This is a genomic window from Terrimonas pollutisoli (assembly GCF_029360765.1).
Lineage (GTDB): Bacteria > Bacteroidota > Bacteroidia > Chitinophagales > Chitinophagaceae > Terrimonas_B > Terrimonas_B pollutisoli.
This window is the reverse complement of record NZ_JARKNA010000003.1, coordinates 175129-196435: the sequence shown is the minus strand read 5'-3', so window position 1 is coordinate 196435 and position 21307 is coordinate 175129. Positions and strand designations below refer to the sequence as shown.

General features: G+C 42.1%; 20 protein-coding genes. 7 read left to right on the top strand and 13 right to left on the bottom strand.

Annotated elements, in window-relative coordinates; genetic code table 11:
- Positions 1 to 82 precede the first annotated feature (82 nt).
- From P2W73_RS07420 to P2W73_RS07385, 8 genes are all read right to left on the bottom strand, one after another.
- Positions 83 to 1201 (bottom strand): ABC transporter permease, encoded by a 1119-nt coding sequence (locus P2W73_RS07420; protein ID WP_276501372.1) that lies wholly within the window; start codon positions 1199 to 1201, stop codon positions 83 to 85.
- A 52-nt stretch (positions 1202 to 1253) separates the two neighbouring features.
- Complete coding sequence (locus P2W73_RS07415) at positions 1254 to 2432, bottom strand: ABC transporter permease (RefSeq protein ID WP_276501371.1); 1179 nt, start codon at positions 2430 to 2432, stop codon at positions 1254 to 1256.
- 23 nt (positions 2433 to 2455) lie between these two features.
- The gene (locus P2W73_RS07410) at positions 2456 to 3247 is read right to left on the bottom strand and encodes an ABC transporter ATP-binding protein (protein WP_276501370.1); all 792 of its coding nucleotides are present in this window, start codon (positions 3245 to 3247) and stop codon (positions 2456 to 2458) included.
- Positions 3248 to 3313: 66 nt separating this feature from the next.
- Positions 3314 to 4246, bottom strand: a complete 933-nt coding sequence (locus tag P2W73_RS07405) for an ABC transporter ATP-binding protein (RefSeq protein WP_276501369.1) — start codon at positions 4244 to 4246, stop codon at positions 3314 to 3316.
- A 46-nt stretch (positions 4247 to 4292) separates the two neighbouring features.
- Positions 4293 to 5231 carry an HlyD family secretion protein gene (locus P2W73_RS07400; protein ID WP_276501368.1) on the bottom strand — a complete coding sequence of 313 codons (939 nt, stop codon included), beginning with the start codon at positions 5229 to 5231 and terminating at the stop codon, positions 4293 to 4295.
- A 7-nt stretch (positions 5232 to 5238) separates the two neighbouring features.
- A complete protein-coding gene (locus P2W73_RS07395) occupies positions 5239 to 6513 on the bottom strand; it encodes a TolC family protein (protein WP_276501367.1) in 1275 nt (424 codons plus the stop codon).
- Positions 6514 to 6537: 24 nt separating this feature from the next.
- On the bottom strand, positions 6538 to 7155 hold the full coding sequence (locus P2W73_RS07390; RefSeq protein WP_276501366.1) for a TetR/AcrR family transcriptional regulator: 618 nt from the start codon (positions 7153 to 7155) through the stop codon (positions 6538 to 6540).
- A 204-nt stretch (positions 7156 to 7359) separates the two neighbouring features.
- Positions 7360 to 8517 (bottom strand): homogentisate 1,2-dioxygenase, encoded by a 1158-nt coding sequence (locus P2W73_RS07385; RefSeq protein ID WP_276501365.1) that lies wholly within the window; start codon positions 8515 to 8517, stop codon positions 7360 to 7362.
- A 232-nt stretch (positions 8518 to 8749) separates the two neighbouring features.
- Between P2W73_RS07385 and P2W73_RS07380 the strand changes: the two genes are divergently transcribed.
- On the top strand, positions 8750 to 9244 hold the full coding sequence (locus P2W73_RS07380) for a metallophosphoesterase family protein (protein ID WP_276501364.1): 495 nt from the start codon (positions 8750 to 8752) through the stop codon (positions 9242 to 9244).
- Here the strand turns inward: P2W73_RS07380 and P2W73_RS07375 are convergent, their stop codons facing one another.
- From P2W73_RS07375 to P2W73_RS07365, 3 genes are all read right to left on the bottom strand, one after another.
- The gene (locus P2W73_RS07375) at positions 9245 to 9712 is read right to left on the bottom strand and encodes a VOC family protein (RefSeq protein WP_276501363.1); all 468 of its coding nucleotides are present in this window, start codon (positions 9710 to 9712) and stop codon (positions 9245 to 9247) included.
- A 217-nt stretch (positions 9713 to 9929) separates the two neighbouring features.
- Entirely contained in the window at positions 9930 to 10826 is an 897-nt protein-coding gene (locus P2W73_RS07370; RefSeq protein ID WP_276501362.1) for an arginase family protein, read from the bottom strand.
- 573 nt (positions 10827 to 11399) lie between these two features.
- Positions 11400 to 12191, bottom strand: a complete 792-nt coding sequence (locus P2W73_RS07365; RefSeq protein WP_276501361.1) for an AraC family transcriptional regulator — start codon at positions 12189 to 12191, stop codon at positions 11400 to 11402.
- A 287-nt stretch (positions 12192 to 12478) separates the two neighbouring features.
- On the opposite strand from P2W73_RS07365, the gene P2W73_RS07360 reads away from it, so the two are divergent.
- From P2W73_RS07360 to P2W73_RS07345, 4 genes are all read left to right on the top strand, one after another.
- On the top strand, positions 12479 to 13411 hold the full coding sequence (locus P2W73_RS07360; protein WP_276501360.1) for an EamA family transporter: 933 nt from the start codon (positions 12479 to 12481) through the stop codon (positions 13409 to 13411).
- 250 nt (positions 13412 to 13661) lie between these two features.
- Complete coding sequence (locus tag P2W73_RS07355; RefSeq protein ID WP_276501359.1) at positions 13662 to 13967, top strand: antibiotic biosynthesis monooxygenase; 306 nt, start codon at positions 13662 to 13664, stop codon at positions 13965 to 13967.
- A 692-nt stretch (positions 13968 to 14659) separates the two neighbouring features.
- Positions 14660 to 15757, top strand: coding sequence for a pyridoxal phosphate-dependent aminotransferase (locus tag P2W73_RS07350; RefSeq protein WP_276501358.1), 1098 nt, complete (start codon positions 14660 to 14662; stop codon positions 15755 to 15757).
- Between the two features lie 122 nt (positions 15758 to 15879).
- Positions 15880 to 16308: a nuclear transport factor 2 family protein gene (locus P2W73_RS07345; RefSeq protein ID WP_276501357.1), complete on the top strand. Its 429-nt coding sequence runs from the start codon at positions 15880 to 15882 to the stop codon at positions 16306 to 16308.
- Between the two features lie 85 nt (positions 16309 to 16393).
- Here P2W73_RS07345 and P2W73_RS07340 read toward each other — a convergent pair whose 3' ends face one another.
- Positions 16394 to 16864 carry a hypothetical protein gene (locus P2W73_RS07340; RefSeq protein WP_276501356.1) on the bottom strand — a complete coding sequence of 157 codons (471 nt, stop codon included), beginning with the start codon at positions 16862 to 16864 and terminating at the stop codon, positions 16394 to 16396.
- A gap of 195 nt (positions 16865 to 17059) precedes the next feature.
- Positions 17060 to 18175, bottom strand: coding sequence for a TolB family protein (locus tag P2W73_RS07335; protein ID WP_276501355.1), 1116 nt, complete (start codon positions 18173 to 18175; stop codon positions 17060 to 17062).
- 101 nt (positions 18176 to 18276) lie between these two features.
- On the opposite strand from P2W73_RS07335, the gene P2W73_RS07330 reads away from it, so the two are divergent.
- Positions 18277 to 19263, top strand: coding sequence for a tetratricopeptide repeat protein (locus P2W73_RS07330; protein ID WP_276501354.1), 987 nt, complete (start codon positions 18277 to 18279; stop codon positions 19261 to 19263).
- A 722-nt stretch (positions 19264 to 19985) separates the two neighbouring features.
- Positions 19986 to 20633, top strand: coding sequence for a ribulose-phosphate 3-epimerase (gene rpe / locus P2W73_RS07325; RefSeq protein WP_276501353.1), 648 nt, complete (start codon positions 19986 to 19988; stop codon positions 20631 to 20633).
- Positions 20634 to 21307: the final 674 nt, after the last annotated feature.

Sequence of the window (21307 nt, the reverse complement as noted above, 5' to 3'; positions counted from 1 at the left end):
GTTTTTAGTTATCCGAATATAACGAAAAATTGAAAATTGAACCGGCCCTGATTTAATTCCCGGTTAATGCCCTACTCCAGAACTAGCTTCTTTTCCGATAATTAATGACCGCCCAACTATTGAGGCCAACAGCAAATGCCGCCATTATCCACAGGTGTTTGCTGATATCAGCCAGGGTGCTTCCTTTTAGGACCACCATCCGCATTACTTCTATAAAATAGGATACCGGGTTGAATTTAGTGACCCATTGAGCCCAATCCGGCATGCTATCAATAGACGTATAAAGACCTCCCAACAAAATAAAGATCATCATCATAAAAAAGGAGATCAGCATAGCTTGCTGTTGGTTAGACGTATAAGTAGAGACCAACAAACCCAGCCCCAAAACAGCCAGCAGGTATAAGGCAGCAAAAACATAGATCGTAAAAAAACTCCCGGCTGGTATGATGCCGTACACGATCCTTGCAATCAGGAATCCAATCGACATCACCAGCAGACCCAGTATCCAAAAAGGTATTAACTTACCCAAAATGAAATGGTGTTTCCTTATTGGCGTCACATTTATTTGCTCAATTGTACCTATCTCCTTCTCCCGGACAATATTTAAAGAAGTAAGGAAGGCCCCCACCATCGTTACCAGGATCACGAGGATACCCGGTACCATGAAATAATGATAATTCAGGAAGGGGTTAAACCAGTTAGAGGAAGTGATCTCAATATTCAGCTCGGGATTGAACCGGGGAAACTGTACCCACTCAGTGCGAACCTCGCGGTTATAATCCCGGATAATACTCTGCAGGTAAGAACTGCCCAACCCGGCCTTTACACCGTTAATCGCATTGGCAGCTACAAACAACGTTGCCTGGTCCTCCTTCACAAGATCTTTTTCAAAATGGGCTGGAATTTCAAGTATAATATCCGAGTGATCTTTTTCTACCTCCGTTATCGCATTTTTAAAAGACCCTGAATGGTCATTTAATTGAAAATACCCGGAAGCCGTAATCTTATTGATTAATTGGCGGGAATACGCCGAATGATCATGATCGACAACACTTAGCTTGATATTCTTCATTTCGTAATCGGCCGCTAATGGGAGGATCAGCAGTTGTATCATCGGCATTACAAAGATGATCCGCAGGATAGACTTATCGCGGAAGATTTGCCGGAACTCTTTCTGTAATAAAAAACGTAAACTTCTCATGCCAGTCTGATCTTGCCCCCATCCCCTAAAGGGGCTTAAGGGTGTTTAAAAATTATGATAATCTTATTTTAAATTTCTTAATACTCAACCCGAGCAATATACCCGTCATCCCCAGTAGGATTAATGTTTCCTTCCAAACTGCTGCCGGCCCCACTCCCTTTATCATCACATCCTTTACAATAGCGTAAAACCAGCGGGCAGGCACAATATTCGATAGCAACTGCAATGGCTTTGGCATGTTTTCAATCGGGAACATAAAGCCGCTCAGCATAATAGTCGGTAAAAACATTCCTGTTAGTGAAATAAACATGGCGGTTTGTTGTGAACCGGTAGAAGAAGAAATGAGTAGGCCCAACACCAGGCAGGTGATGGTAAACAGTGTGCTTTCAGCAATAAGAAATGGGATGCTTCCATTGATGGGCACATCCAGCACAAAAACGCTTAAACACAAAATACTTGCAATGTTCACCAGCGATAATAATAGATAAGGAACGGCTTTTGCTAAAATGATCTTTAATGGCTGCATTGGTGAAACCAGCATTATTTCCATTGTTCCCAATTCTTTTTCCCTGACAATAGTAATGGCGGTCATCATCGTACATACCAGCATCAGCACCATCGCCATCACACCCGGCACAAAACTATAAGCGCCTTTTTGCTGTGGATTATATAACATCCTGGTTTCGGTGCTGATGGTGTAAGGCAGTTTGCGGTCATGCGTGATGCGATCCTGGTAGTTTAAGATGATAGCACCGGCATAATTGGTAAGCGTGGTAGCAACATTGGGATCAGAGGCATCTGCAATTAGTTGTACCTGTGCTTTATTAAAGTGTTGCAGTTCTTCATTAAAGTTCCCGGGCAAGACAATGGCTAACTTTATTTTTCCTTTTCTAAAAGCGGTTTCAATGTCCTTATATGAATAGAGATTTTCTTCGATGTCAAAATACCGGCTGGCATTTATTTCCTGCAGCAAGGAGGTGGTGGCCACATCCTTCGATTGATCAAACATAGCAATCTTTGCATTCTTCACTTCATTGGTCAACGCAAATCCAAAAATGATGATCTGCACGACGGGCATTCCCAACAAAATAAGCAGGGTGCGCCTGTCACGAAAAATGTGGTGAAATTCTTTTTTTACAAATGATATAAATTGCTTGCCCCCTGTCGCCCTAAAGGGGAGACTTAGGTTTGATATTACCTTTTGTTTTATTTTTTTTGCTTTGTCAGCCATATATTAATTTTTACTGAAGCAAACTAATCCGCCATTCTTGTCGCTTTCCGGGCCAGCATCAGGAATACATCATCCATTGAACTGGCTCCAAATGATTGCTTCAAACCTGCCGGCGTGTCCAGGGCTTCTATTTTACCATCCACCATGATGCTTACCCGGTTGCAATATTCCGCTTCGTCCATATAATGCGTCGTAACAAAAACGGTAATGCCATCGGCCGCCGCTTTATAGATCATGTTCCAAAACTCTCTCCTCGTTACCGGGTCAACGCCGCCCGTTGGCTCATCCAAAAAAACAATTTGAGGTTCATGAAAAATGGCTACGGAAAACGCCAGCTTTTGTTTCCAGCCAAGCGGCAATGATTTAACCAGTTTGTTGGCCTCTTTTTGCAAATGCAGTTCGTCAATGATAGCCGTAGTTTTATCTTTTATAAAGGCATCGGACTTTCCATAGATGCCACCATAGAATCGCATATTTTCTTTCACGGTCAAATCTTCATACAAGGAGAACTTTTGACTCATGTAGCCGATGTTTTTTTTGATAGACTCAGTTTGCCTGAATACATCAAACCCGGCAACGGAAGCTTTGCCGGAAGTCGGAATTGAAAGACCACAAAGCATGCGCATCGCTGTTGTTTTACCGGCACCGTTTGCTCCTAAAAAACCGAAAATCTCACCTTTGCTTACTTCAAACGATATTTCACTGACAGCGGTGAAGTCGCCAAACCGTTTGGTCAAATGGTCTGCTATAATCACGTTGCCCCCATCCCCTAAAGGGGAGTTTTGAACACTCCCGTTGATTTGATCATTTATCATTGACAGACATATTTTAAATATTATCAATTTTAAATCATGACGCCTATTCCCTCTTAAAAATGGGCATTACTCCCCTTTAGGGGATGGGGGCCTCATTAAAGCCATGAAACAATCTTCGATATTTGGCTGCACCGGTTTTAATTCAACATCTTTATTATTTGCCAGCAGGTAATTCCTGAGCTGCTCTTCATTAAAACCATTTTTTAACACCACATGATGATATTCACCAAAAGGATAACTGTCTTCAGCATCTTCGAATCGCTTTAACTCGTTTAAAAGCTCAAGCATATTCGCCGAACGGGCTGCCCACAGGGGTTTGCCAAATTCCGCAATGACAGCTTCCGGCGTATTCATGGACAACATTTTTCCTTCCTGCATCAACATTACCCGGTCACAAAGACTGGCTTCATCCATATAAGGGGTGGAAACCAAAATGGTGATGCCTTGCTCTTTTAATTTTTTCAACATCTCCCAAAATTCTTTTCGGGATACCGCATCCACGCCTGTGGTGGGCTCATCCAAAAACAAAACAGAAGGCCGGTGTATCAATGCACAGCTTAAAGCCAGCTTTTGTTTCATTCCTCCTGATAATTTGCCGGCACGGCGATCTTTAAAAGGTTCAATCTGTACATAGATATCTTTGATCAACTCATAATTTTCTTCAATGCTGGTATTAAAAATCGTGGCGAAAAATTCCAGGTTTTCAGCAACGGTCAGATCCTGGTACAGCGAAAATTTGCCCGGCATATAGCCTACTCTTTTCCGGATCTCTTTGAAATCTTTTACGACATCAAAGCCATCCACTTTCGCACTTCCACCATCGGGCAACAACAGCGTTATAAGAATACGGAAGAGAGATGTCTTGCCTGCTCCATCCGGACCAATGATACCAAACAACTCGCCCTTGTCCACGCTAAAGCTGATTCCCTGCAATGCCTGCACAACGGCCTTTTTAGTGCCGTAAAATTTGACAATGTTATCTGCAATGACTGCTTCCATAAACTTCTTTTAACGATTAGTATTGCCCTAGCTCATCGCTCGCAGCTTAATTCAATTTCACTTCCCCATACATGCCGATCTTCAGGTAGCCATCATTCTTCACTTTTACTTTTATCGCATATACAAGATTGGCCCGCTCATCTTTTGTCTGGATAGTTTTTGGTGTGAATTCAGCTTTATCAGCTATCCAGGTGACTGTCCCAGTCAATTCTTTATACTTCTCAGCCCCGTCATCTACCAATACTTTCACCTGCTGTCCCAATTTGACCTTGGATAACTGAACACCGGTTATATATGCCCGCAGTGTCATTGTTGACAGGTCACCGATCTTATATAAAGCTTTACCGGGAGAAGTGATCTCGCCTTCCTCTACATACTTTGTTGTAACGGTACCAGCCACAGGGTTCACAATATTTGCCTTCTTCAATTGGTCATCCAATTGCGCCACCCTTTTTTCCAGCGGTTTCTCTTCGCTTAGTATGCTTCTATTTTGCGTAGAAATATTATTGCGCTGCACATTGATCTGTTGTTTAGTTACCGACATTTCCCTCATCACCGATTCGATTTGGAAGTTGATATCATCCAGTTGCTTGCCGGTAGCGGCATCCTGCCTGAGAAGGTTTTCCGTTCTTGTTTTTTCATGCTGTAGATTGGCAAGCCTTGCCTGTTGCACGGCCAGTTGATCCTCCAGCAGCTTTACCTGTGGCGACACATCGGAAGTCTTTTGGCCCAGCGACCTGATGCTTTCTTCTACCTGTTCTTTTTGGAGCTTTGTATTTTCTGCATCAATCACTCCTACTATCTTGTCTTTACTCACCGTATCGCCTTCATCGATCGTAAACGACAGGATCTTTCCACCCAGTTCGGACGATACGATCACCTCATCGGTTTCAAATGTGCCCATCGCATCAAATTCATGATTATTGTTGTTACAAGCTGCCAGTGAAAAAAGAACGAGTGGCAGTATAAAAATTTTTCTATGCATAAATGATTTATTGATTTCCGGAAATGGTTTTATAATTAATAGTTGCTTGAAGTAATTGCAGTTCATGGGTGATCAAAGCCTGTCTCGCCTGGTCCTCGGCATTTATTTCACGCAGGTAATCATTGGCTGTTGTCACGCCATTTTCCAACTGTGCTCTCGTCGCATCTTTCACACTGGCTCTTATGTCGATGATCTCTTTATCCGTTGTGATCAGCTGTTCCAGTTTTTCAATCTCCGACTGCTGTTGTTTTAACTGGGTATTGGTATTTAAAAGGAAGGTTTCTTTTTTGGTGTCCACGATCTGCTGGTTCACTTTTACCAGTTGCTTCTCTTTTTTCTTCGTATACAAATTGCTGACCGGCCAGTTCAATTTTACCCCGCCGATATAAAAAAGGTCAAACTGATTATCGAGCATATTCAAACCCGGCCGGCCATAACCACCCTGGAAGAACAAACTGGCCTTGGGAAGATTTTTCGACTGGATAACTCTATTCTGTTGTTCATATAATTTAATCTCGTTATTGTACAATTCTAGTTCGGGTCGCTGGATCGTATTATTTAACGCGGAAAATTTTTGTTCTGCTGGCTTTTCCAGCACAATATTTTCATCGAGCGCCTGGTTAAGAAACAATCCTAATGTCTCTACGTAACCCTTGCGGGAAGCTTTTATCTCAATAACACGTTGATTGGTTTTCAACAACTCTGCTTTCAATACATTCAGGTTCGACTTAAAGGCCACCCCATTGTTTACCTGTGCTTCTACCCGTTTAATGCCGATCTGGATATCCTGCTTTACCAGGTCAAGCTGTTTCAACTGTTCATCGAGATACAAAATGCCGAGGTAGATCTGGTTGATCCGTTCTTTCAACTTATACAACTCCACTTCCACTTTTTGTTCTTCTACGCCGGCATTTAATTGCTGCACCACTTTTTGCTCTTTTATCACTCCGCCGTCAAACAGCACCTGGCTGATATCAGCTGTAATCTTATATTGATCCTTTTGCGGTGTAGGAATCTTGACACCGGGAAGCGGCACATTCACGTTGGTTACATCGGATTGATAACTGGCCTGTCCATTAAATGATAGTTGCGGCAAATTCCCTTTGGAAAGATTACTGATATTCAACTCAGCTGTTTGTCTTACCAGGTCCTTTTGCTTAATGACGGGATAATTCGCTTGTGCCTCGCGGTAAGCATCTTCCAGTGTTAGTTTGTTTACCTGGGCCCACAACACACTGGGAAGAAAAACTAAAATAATCAGCCCTTTTTTCAAGTTAACCATTTGGTTAATTTTAGATCAAAAAAATTATTTTCGAATACTGTCTATGATAAATTTGGGTATCTCCTTTTTACGCTGTTCCATGATCGACCTGAACTGCAACTCATCCAATCCCAGGTTTTTTTGAAACATAGGTTTTGCCACAAAAGGAAAGATGGTCAGCGAAACAAGGTTCATTAATAAACTCACCGGGCTTATCTTTTTTATCGTTCCCTTCTTTACTTCCCGTTCGATTTGCTGCAGAAATTTTTCCGGTTGGGGTTTACTTTGCCCAGACCATACTTTTTGCAAAAAATACTCAGGGTTCTGGTTTATCTCGTTCAATACAAACAAAGGCAGGTAAGGGTTTTCAGAAACAACAGTAATATATTCCGAACAAAAACTTTCAATCTTTTCAAACAGCGGCAGGTCCGAAGTAAATACTTCATTGATCCTGGGAAACAATTTACTGGCTGCTTCCATAAAGATCACTTCAAATAGCTTCTCCTTGTTGCGGAAATAATAATGAAGTAGCGCCTTATTAATACCCGCTTCATCAGCAATATCCTGCATCCTGGCACCAGCCATTCCCTTACTCACAAATACCTTTTTAGCTGCCGCCAGTATTTTTTCCTCTGTGGTCTTGTCCTTTTCTTTTTTAACCATATTATTTAACCAAATAGTTAACAAATGTAAAAACAAATTCTCACCCGATCCAATTATTTTTTTATGAATTGCTGATTTTGGCCGGCGAATGGCGGTTTTTACTATACCAAAGGCCTGCATTTGCAGGCCTTTATAAATCTATCTTTATTTCAAAAAAATGTCTGTTCTAAGCCCGCAGCTCACCGCTCCAAGCTCATGGCTTTTCTATTCAGCCCAGCTCATAACATAATCCTTGTTCTCAATCTCCAGGGCTTCTTTTGTCAGCATCAATGGATGAAAGGTATCAACCATTACCGCCAGCTCTTTTGTTTCCTTGGCTCCGATGCTTTTCTGAACTGCACCGGGGTGTGGTCCATGCGGGATGCCTGCAGGATGCAACGTGATCATCCCCCTTGTTACATTTTTGCGGCTCATGAAATCGCCGTCGACATAGTACAGTACTTCATCGCTGTCAATATTACTATGGTTATACGGAGCAGGAATAGCCTGTGGGTGATAGTCAAACAATCGCGGACAAAATGAACACACTACAAAATTGTTGGCCTCAAAAGTCTGGTGCACCGGTGGCGGCTGGTGCACTCTGCCGGTGATGGGTTCAAAGTCATGAATGGAAAAGGCGAATGGATAGCAGCAGCCGTCCCAACCAATGACATCAAACGGATGTGTGCCGTAATGTAATCCATACAACATCCCCTTCTTTTTTGCCCTGATCAAAAAATCTCCTTTTTGATCAAAGCTGGGAAGATTTTGCGGTGGCCTGATATCCCGTTCGCAATAAGGCGAGTGCTCCAGCAGCTGACCATACTTGCTCATATATTTTTTAGGATAGCGGATAGGACTAAATGATTCTACGATAAAAAGACGGTTGTGAGAATTGCTGAACTCAATTTGATAGATAGTACCCCGTGGTATTACCAGGTAATCGCCATAATCAAAAGGCAGTTCCCCATACATGGTTCGCAACACACCTTTTCCTTCGTGAACAAAGATCATCTCATCCGCATCGGTGTTTTTATAGAAATAGTCCTTCATGCTTTCCTCCGGCGCCGCCAATACAATATGACAATCATTGTTGACCAATACCGGGACACGACTTTCCAAAAAATCTTTTGCCGGTTTAATATTAAATCCTTCGAAGCTGCGATGCTTCAACATTTTTTCCTCGGCGATAGTGGGTGCAACGCTGATTTGCGGCTCCGTTTTAATGATCTGTGTGGGCGGATGGTAATGATATAACAAAGAATAGTCATTGGAAAATCCTTCCGTTGAAAACAACTGTTCAGAATATAAATCGCCGTTTTGTTTTTTGAATTGGGTATGGCGTTTATGTGGAATGTTCCCAAGTTTATAATAATGAGGCATAGTCAATCGGTAATTTGAAGATTTAAGAATGATGTAACCGGCTACAATACTTTTATCAACCGCGGTTCCGCCAGTTGGCGGCCTCTTGTACTGCAACACCGCTATTCAACAATTAATTTCGGGACAATTCGAGTGTAGCCAGCAGAAAAATATATTTCCACTTCCTTTTGTCGATATAATACGTAAAGTTTCGGTGAAATGGCATGATCAAAATTACTATTAAATTCGCCAGATGACAAGGATAGGATTAATGGCGGATACACATAGCTATTTAGATGAAGCAGTTTTTAAACATTTTGAACCATGTGATGAAATATGGCATGCCGGCGATTTTGGAACGATAGCCCTGGCAGAAAAACTGGCCGCTTTCAAACCTTTAAAAGCTGTGTATGGAAATATTGATGATTTGTCTGTCAGCAGTGTGTACCCCGAGAATCTCATTTTTACCTGCGAGGAAGTAAAAGTGTTTATGACCCATATTGGCGGCTATCCGCCTCACTATAACAGCCGCGTCAAACCACTGATGCTTGAACATCATCCCCGGCTTTTTATTTCGGGCCATTCGCATATTTTAAAAGTTATGTACGATGAAAAATTACAATGCCTGCATATGAACCCCGGTGCTGCGGGCAACCAGGGCTGGCATAAAATCAGAACCATCATTCGCTTTGCGATTGACGGTTCTGACATAAAAAATTGTGAAGTGATTGAATTAGGAAAAAGATGATCAGGCGTGTTGTTCCGCCATTTCTTTCATGCCCTGGCGGATTTCCTCATCGGAAACATCCTTTACATGCGTAGCCACTGTCCAGTCATATCCAAATGGATCTTCAATGCGGCCAACCCGGTCGCCATAAAACATATCCATAGACTCCATAATCAGCTTGGCCCGGTTAGCCAATGCTTTATTAATTGTCGCATCTACGTCTGCCACATAAATATACAGGTTGACGGAGTTCCCATTTGTTGATTGTGGGCTTTTATTATAGGCAGGATTTTCTTCTGCCAGCATGATCATTGAATCTCCAATGACCACCTCAGCATGGCCAATTGTTTTATCAGGATTTTCCAACCGCATTTTTTCTTTGGCGCCAAAAATATTTTTGTACCAGTCTATCGCCGCATCTGCGCCTTTAATGGTAAGGCCGGGCGTTACGGAATGATAACCCTCCGGGCAAAAATTTTTCTTACTCATTTGTTTCAAGTTTAGATTAATAAATTAGGATTGCTTCTGCGATCTTGGAGGAAGAGGAAATAAAATTCCGCAAACCTGGTACCAAACATGAAAACGTATATGATTAAATTTTCATTATATCAGACGGGGCCTTGCTGCGGCGGGACTATCTGTGTGCCGACACGCAGGCAGCTGACTAGAAAACAATAAACTATATACAGGTGAAATACTAAGCGTATTACTTTGCGCTGTGCAAAACTTCCAAAATTTCTTTTGTGAACTGCGGGATATATTTTTCATCCCTGTCGAGAGTGGGATCGAGAATAGTGATCTCCATGCCTGTAAGCTGCGGGGATTGAATTAAAGGTTTCAGCATTTCTTTTAATTCATTGTACCAAAGTCCATCTTCCGTCCGGGAATCAACACAAGGCATTATTTCGTCATTCAATGCATCCACATCAAAATGTATCCAGAAACCATCCAGCTTTTTGTCATGGATCATTTTCAAAAAATCGTTCACAATATTTTTAATTCCTTCACTGCGTATGCCGGCCAAATCAATATATCGCATCCCACTGTTTACAGATAAGGCTACATATTCATCATCATATTCCCGGTTGCCAACACAGTAAATATTTTCCTCTTTGATATAAGGTCGCAGGCCCGAAATATTTGTCAGCTTCTCATGCCCCACACCCGCCACCAATGCAAGCCCCATTCCTGCAGCGCCGCCTGTTTGTGAAAATTCCGGCCACATATAATCGGTATGCCCATCAAGATGAAACAAACCGTAGTCACCCTTTTGTTTTAATGCGAGTGTATTCCCGATCATCATCGAACAATCCCCGCCGATCACCAATGGCATCTTATTTTTTTCGATTACCTGTTTTACCGTTTCAGCAAGCTTTTGGCTATAATCAGCTATGGCATCCGCATTCCTGATTTTACTTTCTATATCCAGTTGCATAGAGTAGGCAGGCGGAATCACTGCCAGCTTTTCTTTTATTCCAGCCAATACAGAAAATTTTTGTTTTTCAAGAGCGGCAGGAAAAAATTTTACTCCTGGCTCAATACCGGGTGCCGGTTCTTTCAATCCCAAATTTGTTGGCGCTTCAATCAAAACAATTTCTTTCATGTGTATATTTTTTATTGTTTTTGGCCATAGGCCTGCCTGAGTTTTTTTCGCTTTAATTGCCCAGGTATAGGAAATATTCCAGCGCCTTGTTTTTCGCCGGCCTGGTGGCCAAGAGATTTCAAAAGACTACAAGCGAAAAACAAAGCGCCTCCAGCAGCTGCTCATAACACGCAGTGAAGTCTTGCTTCTGTAAGTTTTTCAAATTTCATGTTGCTCCCATCGGCCAATTCTGCAGAGGAAATTTTCTCATAAGAAAATGTACTGCATAGAATTGGCCTTGAATTTTTTTTGTTACTTTCTTTTTTTCAAGAAAAAGAAAGTAAAGCGGAGTCGGCTTATTCGAAAGCAATGATCGAAAAACACGTACATGTTTAAAGTTTGTGTTAATCAAATAAAATGATCAGAGGTTCCATAAAACATTATTGCCACATATCTGTCTGTGAAAATCTGTGTCATCTGTGGCAAACAAATAATTCGAATAACCTCTTACCCTTATTCTGCAAAAAAGTTGCTTCAGCATTTCGTCCCTGATAAAAAACGGAAAGGCACCCAGGTTATCAACGGCTACGTATCTCATTGATTTAGCTGACCCAATTGACTTTTGTTGATACGATAGCTTGTAGGGCTTGATCTGAACCTCCGGCGATAGGCTGTCGCAAAATGCTCAATACTGTTATAACCACACGCAAAAGCGATATCTGTAACCGGGTCGTTGGTACTAGTCAATAATACTCGGGCATGGTTTAGCCTGATCTCAGCCAAATATTGATGTGGTGAGACATTCATGATACTTTTAAATATGCGGCTGAAATGAAAGGGGCTTATATAACAATGTTGTGCCAGTTGCTGCAACGAAATATCCTGGCCAAAGTTTTTCAGCATGTATTCCTTTGCGTTTTCAAGAGTACCTAAATGAAATTGTTTTAAAGAATCGGGTAAAGGCGGTACTTCCTTTGCATTGCCCAATATCTGCATCACTTTTTCCAGCAACTCCATCACCATTTCGTCTATCTGCAAACCAAAAAACTCTTTGCTTGCTGTCATTTGCAGGATGCGATGATGCAGGTAATCCAGCTCTGCATTGCTGCGCAGCATCAGGGAATGAATATCATTATTATTCAAAAACCAGCCTGCTTGTGTTGCATACTGGTCCTGCAACAGGCGAAAGAAATCAACCCTGAATTCAAAACCTGTTGTCATATCAGGTTGGTCATCTATATGCCGGGTAACATGCTCATATCCCGGCTTGGTAATAAGCATCCTGCCTACATGCAATTCATCTTCGCGGCGGAATGTCCTGTATTCAAAAAAACCTTTACGAATAAAGTTGATATAAAAGCTGCTGTTATATTCAGGTTCCGACAAGGAACAAAAATCGCAATGGCATCTGAAATCATTGATGCGGTAAAAATCAGACCGGTGCAATATGTGAATATCCGCCAATAGCATACTGAAAATTAAAGTTACAACAAGTGCTGTTAAGGAATGGTTGAATCCTGAAGTATAGCAAGATTTCGCAGGTGTTAGCAATGCCCTGAATGGAACTTGCACCTGAAATAATTAAACAATGAAACGCCCATATAAAGTTTTTGAACCACAAGGATGGATATAGGGCGTTCCATCTGGCCGAAAAAAAAATAAAAAATATACAGATGAAATTCCAATTAAAAATCGTGCTGGCCTTTGCGGCTATTTATATTATCTGGGGCTCTACCTATCTCGCCATTTTGTTTGCTATTCATGATATTCCGCCCCTGCTCATGTCTGGTCTCCGCTTTATGGCGGCTGGCATCTTGCTATTTGGCTGCTGTACCTGGAAAGGTGAGAAACTTCCCGGCTATTCTTCCTTTCTCAAAAATTCCTTTTGTGGTATCCTGATGCTGCTAGGTGGCACCGGTGCAGTAGCCTGGTCAGAACAATATATTCCCAGCGGCCTTGCAGCGGTTATTGTCACAACCGTACCTTTTTGGTTTATTTTACTCGACAAAAAACAGTGGCCCTTTTATTTTTCTAATAAATCAATTATTCCCGGCCTGCTGTTGGGTTTTGCCGGCGTGCTATTGCTACTATTTTTTAATACTTCAGGTACCACGCTAACTATTTATTCAGGAAAATCCTTATTGGGAATACTGGTGATCATATTGGGCGGTATCGCCTGGACAACAGGATCGTTGTATTCCAAATACAAACCGACCGGCGATTCATTGCTGGTAAATGCAACCGTACAACTTTTAGTGGCAGGTGCAGTTAGTTTTTTGATCAGCATTTTTACCGGCGAGTCACGGAACTTTAGTTTTGCAACTGTCAGCATGAATGCATGGCTGGCATTACTGTACCTGGTCATTGCCGGATCATTGATTGCTTATTTATGTTACCTGTGGTTGTTAAAAGTAAAAACGGCGGCCCAGGTCAGCAGCTATGTATATGTAAATCCTGTCGTCGCTGTTTTATTGGGTGCATTGATCGCCGGTGAAGAAGTTACCCCAATACAACGGGTGTCGTTATTATTGATATTGCTGGGTGTGTGGCTGGTGAATTTACCTAAATACAAAGTAGTCAGTAAACCCAAACTATCGGCAACCTGAATTTGAAACGGGTCAGAAAAATAGCGTTAAAAAATTTATGAAATGTAGCGTTAAAACGAAACCGCTGCCCGGCTTTATTGCAAAGAAGATGCGCAGGATATTTAAATCAGGATTATGAAGCTTGGCTTCAGATTCGTTTTCGATAGCGAAATGAAATAAATTTTAGCCATTTTTCTGCAGCCTTGATTTTTTTGTTACTCCTGAACGAAGACGAAGGATTGCATCAAAAAGTAAATAAAATCTAAGTTTTATGATCGTACGCATCTGGCACGGCCGCACAAAAACAAGCGATGCAAAGGAATACCGTGAGTTTGTTATCAGGACCGGCATCACCGATTATCAATCGGTAAAAGGAAATCTTGGTGCACAGGTTTGGCAGCGGGAAGAAGGTGATATCACACATGTGTACACTGTTTCCTGGTGGGTCAATTGGGAAAGCATCAAGGCATTCGCCGGGGACGATGTGGCCAAAGCAAAATATTACGAAGCAGATAAAAAATACCTGCTGGAGTTTGAACCGACCGTCATGCATTGCGACGCCTATGATCTCAGGTAGTTATTAATCCGATATTACCGCTAATTCTCATTTTTAGGTGCTGTAAGTGGTTTGAGCTGTGACCATCGTCAAACCTTATTTAATTTCCCTGGTAACTTTTAGACTCTTATACTTTAACCTTAGTAGAAATCCGATCGATTGAGCCCTTAACCTTATTACCCCATTTTAATTTCCCGAAAAGCTGAAGGATCTTTTGGTAAAGCATGATAAACTCTCCCCGGATAATTTTGCAAAACTCGCTTTACGATGACCGGCTTTCTTCTGATACTTTTGAGAATGGGATACAAGAAAATGTGTATGTCCGGATTGGCATATATCCATACGAATGTTAAACGTTATAGTTCACAATGCCTGTACTATATTTTTCAATTCTTTCCCGGTTTTTTCGGCAATAAGAGGCAAACGATGCAGTGTCGAAAATATAAAACGGATGTATAAATTGTTATATTCTATTTTCATACAATAAGGTAATAAGGTTGAGTCATTGATGTGCTGGCTTTTCTACTAAGGTTTACCGTGGTATCAAAAAGTGTCGTACTATCTTTCCGATTAAAGATATCCAACCTAATAATTTTTTAGCATCTCAAAACAAGAATTAGCCAATATTATCCCTTTACGGGAAACCCAGCACTGTTTTCGACGCTGATATTTGATAATGAGTTTGTCGTACCTTAACGCAATAAACTTTTTATATGCATCGTCGTGAATTACTCAGGCAAAGTGCTCTTGCTGTCGCTGCTTTTACGTTAAGCAAGGATCTGTTTTCCCGCGAAACAGAAAGGATCATAGCCACTGCGGGCTTTACTGATTTTATCAAATTAAGTTCAAACGAAAATCCACATGGCCCATCTCCAATGACAAAAAAGGCAATGATGGAGGCAGTGAAAACTTCTAACAGGTATCCATGGGATACAACCTCCAAATTGAGAGAAAAGATTGGTGCCCTATATAATCTTTCCATGGATCATGTGACCATGGGAGCAGGTTCATCTGAGTTGCTGGGAGTTGTTTCGTTATTAGCCGCATTGCAAAAAGGTAATGCGGTTGCCCCCGATCCTACTTTTCGTTTGTGGATGCCTGCTGCAAAAAAAACGGGGCTTCCCATCAAACTGGTTCCTCTTACCCCGGCTAAGATGACTGACCTGCAAAGAATGAAAGATGCCATGGACGCTGATACCAAAATGGTCTACATCTGTAATCCCAATAATCCTACCGGAACGGTATTACCTGCCGCCGAACTAGAAACGTTTATTAAAGACATCGCACTAAAGTGTATCATCCTGCTGGATGAAGCTTATACTGAATTTAGCGATGAACCCTCAATGGCTAAACTGATAACCGATTATCCGAATCTCATCATAGCAAAAACATTCTCTAAAATATATGGCATGGCAGGCGCCAGGGTTGGTTTTGCATTGGCGCATCCGCAAACGATTAAAAAATTGAATGAGCTGCAGCCCTGGCCCAATGCCGGAGCCAGCGCAGTAGCACTGGCTGGCGCTATAGCGTCATTGGATGATAAAGAGTTCACTAGTTTCTGTAAAAAAGAAAATCAAAAAGCGAGGGAAGTGTTTTATGGCGCATTGGATAAATCAGGAATGCGTTATATCCCTTCTCATACCAGCTTTGTTTATTTTGATTCCTCTACATATGGTAAAGATGTAAAGACATTACTGGAATCACAACAGATCATCGGTGCCCGTACGTTCGAAGAAGGAACTAAATGGCTTCGGCTAAGTGTAGGCACAAAGGAAGAAATGCAAAAGGTAGCCGATGCGTTGACGGCATAATTTAAAGCATCTTCCTGCCGTTCGTGTAGGTAATATCACGCCGGTCAACTATTAATATTTTTACTTCAAAGGTTCCTGATATATTCAGGAACTTTTTTTGTACATATTAAAAACTACACGCCATGAAATCAACAAACATAAAGATCTGCGTTTTAGCAATCCTGTCGCTTATGTTATCTGTTGCCAGTATAGCTCAAGACAAAACAGTCGAAGAAGCAGCCGTGAGGGCCTGTCTTGAAAACTACATGAGCGGTGACGGCAACCGGATGGAAAAAGCCTTTCATCCCAGTGCCACCATGAAATACATCGACGCAAAAACCAATGAGTTTAAAGATGTACCTATTGCCGATTTCATTGCAAGGGTAAAAGCCAATACCAATAAATCGGAAAGAAAAATAGAGATCGTGGCCCTGAATATTGAAGGCAATGCCGCTAACGGAAAAATCAGGATCGAGTCAGGAGATGTGATTCTTTACGACTACATGAATATGCTGAAGATCGATGGCGAGTGGAAGATCGTCAGTAAGATTTTTTCAAAAATGAGTAAGTAAGATGCCTGAGGTCGGATGTCTGAAGTAGGAACGTAAACTCAGCATAGAACATCTGACCTCCGATCCCGGGCTTCCGACTTCTGGCTTACATGCCCGGGAACCATGGCCTTCCAATGCCCACCCTGAATGGCCAGGGAACTGCTACCAGGATCATCAATAAGGCAATGATAAAAAACCAGAATGCTCTTTTATATTTCACCTCATCGGCAACGGCCTTCTTCGCCATACCATGTCCCAATGTGATCATAGTAATGGCGAGGATCATAAATACAGGATGCTCTACCCAAAAAAAGCGGAAAAATTTATCCTTCATCACACTTACTCCTTCAGGTGGAGATACTACCAGCATGCCATATCTTCCCCACAGCCACTGATACAACCCGATCAATAAAGTGATATGTCCCGCGATCATCGTAAACAACCACACTTTTTTATCACCCGGCGAAAATGTCTTTTTTTGCTGCCAGCCTGAAAATGCTTTGAAAATGGAAATCACTAACAGAATAAGAATAACCCAGCGAAGAATATTATGTAAATGAACTAACCCTGTATCCATAAACAATTGGTTTTAGATTGAATATTTGAGCTTCGAAGTTAGGGCAATCAGGTTAACCTCGAACATCTGATGTCGACGATGTCAGCCGGCATTTCAGTTTTCACTATTCACTTTTGACTTTTCCCTTTTCACTTGTCATCCTGAGCCTGCCGAAGTACACTTTTCACTTCTCACCTTTCACTTTTCACTTTCTCACTATTCCACCCAATCTCCAATAAAAACATTGGTATCCCTGGTGCCGCCATTGTTGCGGTTGCTGCTAAAGATAATTTTTTTACCATCGGGTGAAAACATCGGGAACGCATCAAAGCCTTTGTCACGGCTCACCTTATTCAATCCTGTTCCGTCCTCGTTAATCGTATAGAGATTAAAAGGAAAGCCTCTTTTGTATTCATGATTGGAGGCAAAGATGATGCGCTTGCTATCGGGCATATAGGTAGGCGCCCAGTTGGCCTGGCCGAAACTCGTTACCTGTTTTACATTCGATCCATCCGCATTAGCAACAAACACTTCCATATTAGTCGGCGCCACCATATTTTCCGCCAGCAGCTCTTTGTATTCTTTTATCTCCGCATCTGTTTTAGGTCTTGATGCCCGCCAGATAATTTTTTTACCATCAGGACTAAACCACGCACCGCCATCATAGCCCGGTGTATTGGTAACCCGCTTTTCTTTTCCTGTTTTCAGATCCATGATATAAAGATCAATATCGCCATCTTTATTACTGGTGTAGATCATCTTCTTTCCATCGGGACTCAATGTAGGCTCTGCATCATACCCTTTTGCTTTGGTCAATTGTTTTACAATTTTTCCATCCAGGTCGGCCATAAAAATATCATAGCTGTCATAAAGAGGCCAGATATATTTATTGCCATATTTTTTCCGATCGGGAACAGGCGGGCAATCGTCGCTACCGAGGTGGGTGGATGCATAAATAATATGTTTTCCGTCTTTGGTAAAATAAGGACAGGTGGTTCTACCCTTGCCGGTGCTCACCATTTTATAAGTAAACTTTTCACCCGGTGCCGGTACTTTGCCAATAAAGATCTGGTCGCAGTTAATTCCCTCTACCGGATTGGTACGTTGAAAAATAATATGCTTACCATCATAGCTCCAATACGCTTCGGCATTATCGCCACCAAATGTCAGTTGCTGAATATTTTTAAAATGGGTTTCATCGGGATAGAGAAGAGTATCGTTGGAAGTCAGTTGGGAGCCGGGAGTCCGGAGTTCCGAGTCGGAAGAAGTTTTAAATGAAGTGATCATCACCACCAATAAAACAGTCACCAGAGATAAAACAAGTTTTTTCATCATTGATCGTTTATATGAAGCGAAGCAAAGTTATTTTTGACAAACTTATGCTTTGTCAGCAAATTGTAATAGCTGCTTTTAGATACATTAGTTTTGAAGATATGAAATCGATTTCTTTTTTGCTATTAATCGCGATGATATGGGGTTGCAACAATAACGAAACCAGTTCCCCTTATGACGATATTCTATCCCAACCTCCCTATTCATCCATCACCGACAGCATCCGCAAAGAGCCCAACCGCGATGAGCTATATTTCCGCCGTGCGGTATTGTTAAATAAAAATAATTTACCCGAACCTGCTTTGGCCGATTTTAAAAAAGCCTGGGTGCTGGCGCCCAATGAAAGCTATGCAGTGGGGGTGAGCAATATCCTGCTCGAAAAAAAACCAGACTCCGCTGTTATCTTTTTAAATAAAGCGATACAGGAAATTCCCAATAGTCTTTTCTTACAGCTTAGCCTGGCCCGCTCCTATGATGCATTGAATAAAACAGATGAGGCATTAGCGGTTTGTGATCGCATTTTGCAGCAAGAACCCAACCAGGTAAATGCGCTGGTATTAAAATCAGACCTGCTACTCAAAAAAGAAGACATTCCCAACACCATCGCTACTCTTGAAAAAGCATATGCCTTAGTACCTTCCAACCGTGAGATCAGTAACAAACTCGCTTATCAATATGCGGAAAGTAAAAATGCCAAAGCCATTCCGCTGGCTGATTCCATGATCAGCAAAGACTCGCTGCATTTGTTTGCCGAGCCTTACTATATCAAAGGGCTTTATTATTCCAACACCAAAAACAACGCAAAGGCTATCCAGGAATTTGATGCCACTATCAAAACCGATCATCGTTATCTCAATGCTTATATTGAAAAAGGAAAGATCTTACTGGAGCAGAAAAAAACAACGGATGCCCTAAAAACATTTCAGCTCGCCAATACCATCACTCCTTCCTTTCCCGATGCCTGGTATTGGATCGGCCGTTGCCTCGAAACACTCGGTCAAAAACAAGAAGCCAAACTCAACTACGAAAAAGCCTACAGCCTCGACAAAACCTTCACCGAAGCCAAAGAAGCGGCGGAGAAGATTTGATTGCATATAATGGTTTGCGGTTGCCGGTTGCTTGTTGCCCGTTACCAGTTTCAGGTTTCTAGTTTCAGGCTACAGAAAATCTTCAGCACTATAAATTTTTCTCATCTCTTTTGAGTCTGGTGTCAGAATCGAACTGACTACATTGGTTTTGCAGACCAACACCCATCCATTGAGCATACCAGACTTGTATTAATGAAAAAACCGCTTGATACGTTGGTAACAAGCGGCTCAATTTGATTTCTGCATTATTTTCAACAGACAAACATGGCCCACTTGTTGCCAATTATGCGGCAACAAAATGAACCTAAACAAAATTTGACTGTTGACATCTTCATGATTGCAAATATAAAGGAGGCGATTTGAAAAAATTCAAAAAACGTTGTTCCCTTACATAAAAATTTGAAGGTCACTCCCAGCGCCTTTTTTTCGCCTGGTATAAACATCTTTAACTATAAAAACTACCAGCGAAAAAGCAGCGCCTTTCGTTGCTTCGCATAATACGCAGCGGAGTCCCGCTCCTATACCTTCAAACCCAATAGCGACGTTCAAATTTTCAGACTCTCATGTGCGTTGGCCCGGAAAAACGGCGGAGCATTCGTTTTTCCTTGACTTTTTTGTTTCTTTTTTTGCTAAGAAAAAAAGAAAGCCAAAGAGAATTCATCATATCCAATGAAAATATCAGTTACCCAACTTCCCTTATCTTGCGCCTCAAACAAACCCCCATGTCCATTGTCGCTCCATCCCTTTTAGCATCCAACTTCTTCAACATGGAAGCCGAATGTAAAATGCTCAACGAAAGCGAAGCCGATTGGTATCACCTGGATGTGATGGATGGACGTTTCGTTCCCAATATCAGTTTCGGACCCATGATCATTGAGTTCTTCCGGAAAGCCACAAAAAAGCCCTGCGATGTTCACCTGATGATCCTCGAGCCCGGCAACTATGCCGAAGAATTTAAAAATGCCGGCGCCGATCATTTGACGGTGCACATCGAAGCCTGCCCTCATTTGCACCGCAACCTGCAACAAATAAAGTCACTCGGTATGAAAGCCGGTGTAGCCATCAACCCGCATACACCTGTGTCAGCATTAAGTGATATCCTGCACGATACCGATATTGTTTGCATGATGAGTGTCAACCCCGGCTTTGGCGGGCAACAATTTATTCCGCATACATTGGAAAAGATCAGACAGCTCCGCAAGATGATCGATGAAAGAGGACTAAAAACCCTCATCGAAATTGATGGTGGAGTAACAGTAGAAAATGCATCTACTATCATCTCCGTCGGAGCTCATGTGTTAGTAGCGGGTAATACTGTTTTCAAATCCCCCGATCCAAAAGCGACGATACACCAATTGAAGCAACTATAAGCAACTGCATGAAAGCGAAGACAAGTTACCCTTTGCGTCGCCGCTCCTTTGCGTTCTTTGCGTGAAACCTACGCTGTACTGCTTGCATAGTTTAATTGAACCACAGAGTCACCGGGACACAAAGATTAGTTGAATCGTGCCGCTTTTGCGTGGCTGCCCCTTTGCGTTCTTTGCGTGAAACCTACTCCGTACTGTCTGCATAGTTTAATTGAACCACAGAGTCACGGAGACACTGGGACACAAAGATTAGTTGAATCGTGCCGCTTTGCGTCGCCGCTCCTTTGCGTTCTTTGCGTGAAACTCTTCAGCTTTAACAAGCTTGATGTGAAACACAAAGTCACAAAGACACCGGGACACAGGAATATAAAATAAAATCTCCTCCCTGTCTCTGTGCCTCAGTGGTTCAACTCTCCGTTGACCTGATGTTTCACTGCTTTCCAAGACACAAAGGGCGCAATGATTCGTTTTAAAATAGCCTCTGCGTTACTTTGTGTCTTAGCGCCTTCGCGGTTAAGCTTTCCGGACCTCCAGGCCACGGCCATACACAAAGATGAATTGCTTCGTGATCCTTTGCGTCGCTGCCCTTTTGCGTTCTCTGCGTGAAACCTACGACGTAAGCTGCTTTCATGCTTTGAGGTGAATCACCAGGCCACACAGGATCGGGTATACAAACA

Excerpts from the sequence above, each read along its gene's own strand:
- P2W73_RS07420 (WP_276501372.1), bottom strand. The coding sequence starts at position 1,201 with ATGAGAAGTTTACGTTTTTTATTACAGAAAGAGTTCCGGCAAATCTTC.
- P2W73_RS07415 (WP_276501371.1), bottom strand. The coding sequence starts at position 2,432 with ATGGCTGACAAAGCAAAAAAAATAAAACAAAAGGTAATATCAAACCTA.
- P2W73_RS07410 (WP_276501370.1), bottom strand. The coding sequence starts at position 3,247 with ATGATAAATGATCAAATCAACGGGAGTGTTCAAAACTCCCCTTTAGGG.
- P2W73_RS07405 (WP_276501369.1), bottom strand. The coding sequence starts at position 4,246 with ATGGAAGCAGTCATTGCAGATAACATTGTCAAATTTTACGGCACTAAA.
- P2W73_RS07400 (WP_276501368.1), bottom strand. The coding sequence starts at position 5,231 with ATGCATAGAAAAATTTTTATACTGCCACTCGTTCTTTTTTCACTGGCA.
- P2W73_RS07395 (WP_276501367.1), bottom strand. The coding sequence starts at position 6,513 with ATGGTTAACTTGAAAAAAGGGCTGATTATTTTAGTTTTTCTTCCCAGT.
- P2W73_RS07390 (WP_276501366.1), bottom strand. The coding sequence starts at position 7,155 with ATGGTTAAAAAAGAAAAGGACAAGACCACAGAGGAAAAAATACTGGCG.
- P2W73_RS07385 (WP_276501365.1), bottom strand. The coding sequence starts at position 8,517 with ATGCCTCATTATTATAAACTTGGGAACATTCCACATAAACGCCATACC.
- P2W73_RS07380 (WP_276501364.1), top strand. The coding sequence starts at position 8,750 with ATGACAAGGATAGGATTAATGGCGGATACACATAGCTATTTAGATGAA.
- P2W73_RS07375 (WP_276501363.1), bottom strand. The coding sequence starts at position 9,712 with ATGAGTAAGAAAAATTTTTGCCCGGAGGGTTATCATTCCGTAACGCCC.
- P2W73_RS07370 (WP_276501362.1), bottom strand. The coding sequence starts at position 10,826 with ATGAAAGAAATTGTTTTGATTGAAGCGCCAACAAATTTGGGATTGAAA.
- P2W73_RS07360 (WP_276501360.1), top strand. The coding sequence starts at position 12,479 with ATGAAATTCCAATTAAAAATCGTGCTGGCCTTTGCGGCTATTTATATT.
- P2W73_RS07355 (WP_276501359.1), top strand. The coding sequence starts at position 13,662 with ATGATCGTACGCATCTGGCACGGCCGCACAAAAACAAGCGATGCAAAG.
- P2W73_RS07350 (WP_276501358.1), top strand. The coding sequence starts at position 14,660 with ATGCATCGTCGTGAATTACTCAGGCAAAGTGCTCTTGCTGTCGCTGCT.
- P2W73_RS07345 (WP_276501357.1), top strand. The coding sequence starts at position 15,880 with ATGAAATCAACAAACATAAAGATCTGCGTTTTAGCAATCCTGTCGCTT.
- P2W73_RS07340 (WP_276501356.1), bottom strand. The coding sequence starts at position 16,864 with ATGGATACAGGGTTAGTTCATTTACATAATATTCTTCGCTGGGTTATT.
- P2W73_RS07335 (WP_276501355.1), bottom strand. The coding sequence starts at position 18,175 with ATGAAAAAACTTGTTTTATCTCTGGTGACTGTTTTATTGGTGGTGATG.
- P2W73_RS07330 (WP_276501354.1), top strand. The coding sequence starts at position 18,277 with ATGAAATCGATTTCTTTTTTGCTATTAATCGCGATGATATGGGGTTGC.
- rpe (WP_276501353.1), top strand. The coding sequence starts at position 19,986 with ATGTCCATTGTCGCTCCATCCCTTTTAGCATCCAACTTCTTCAACATG.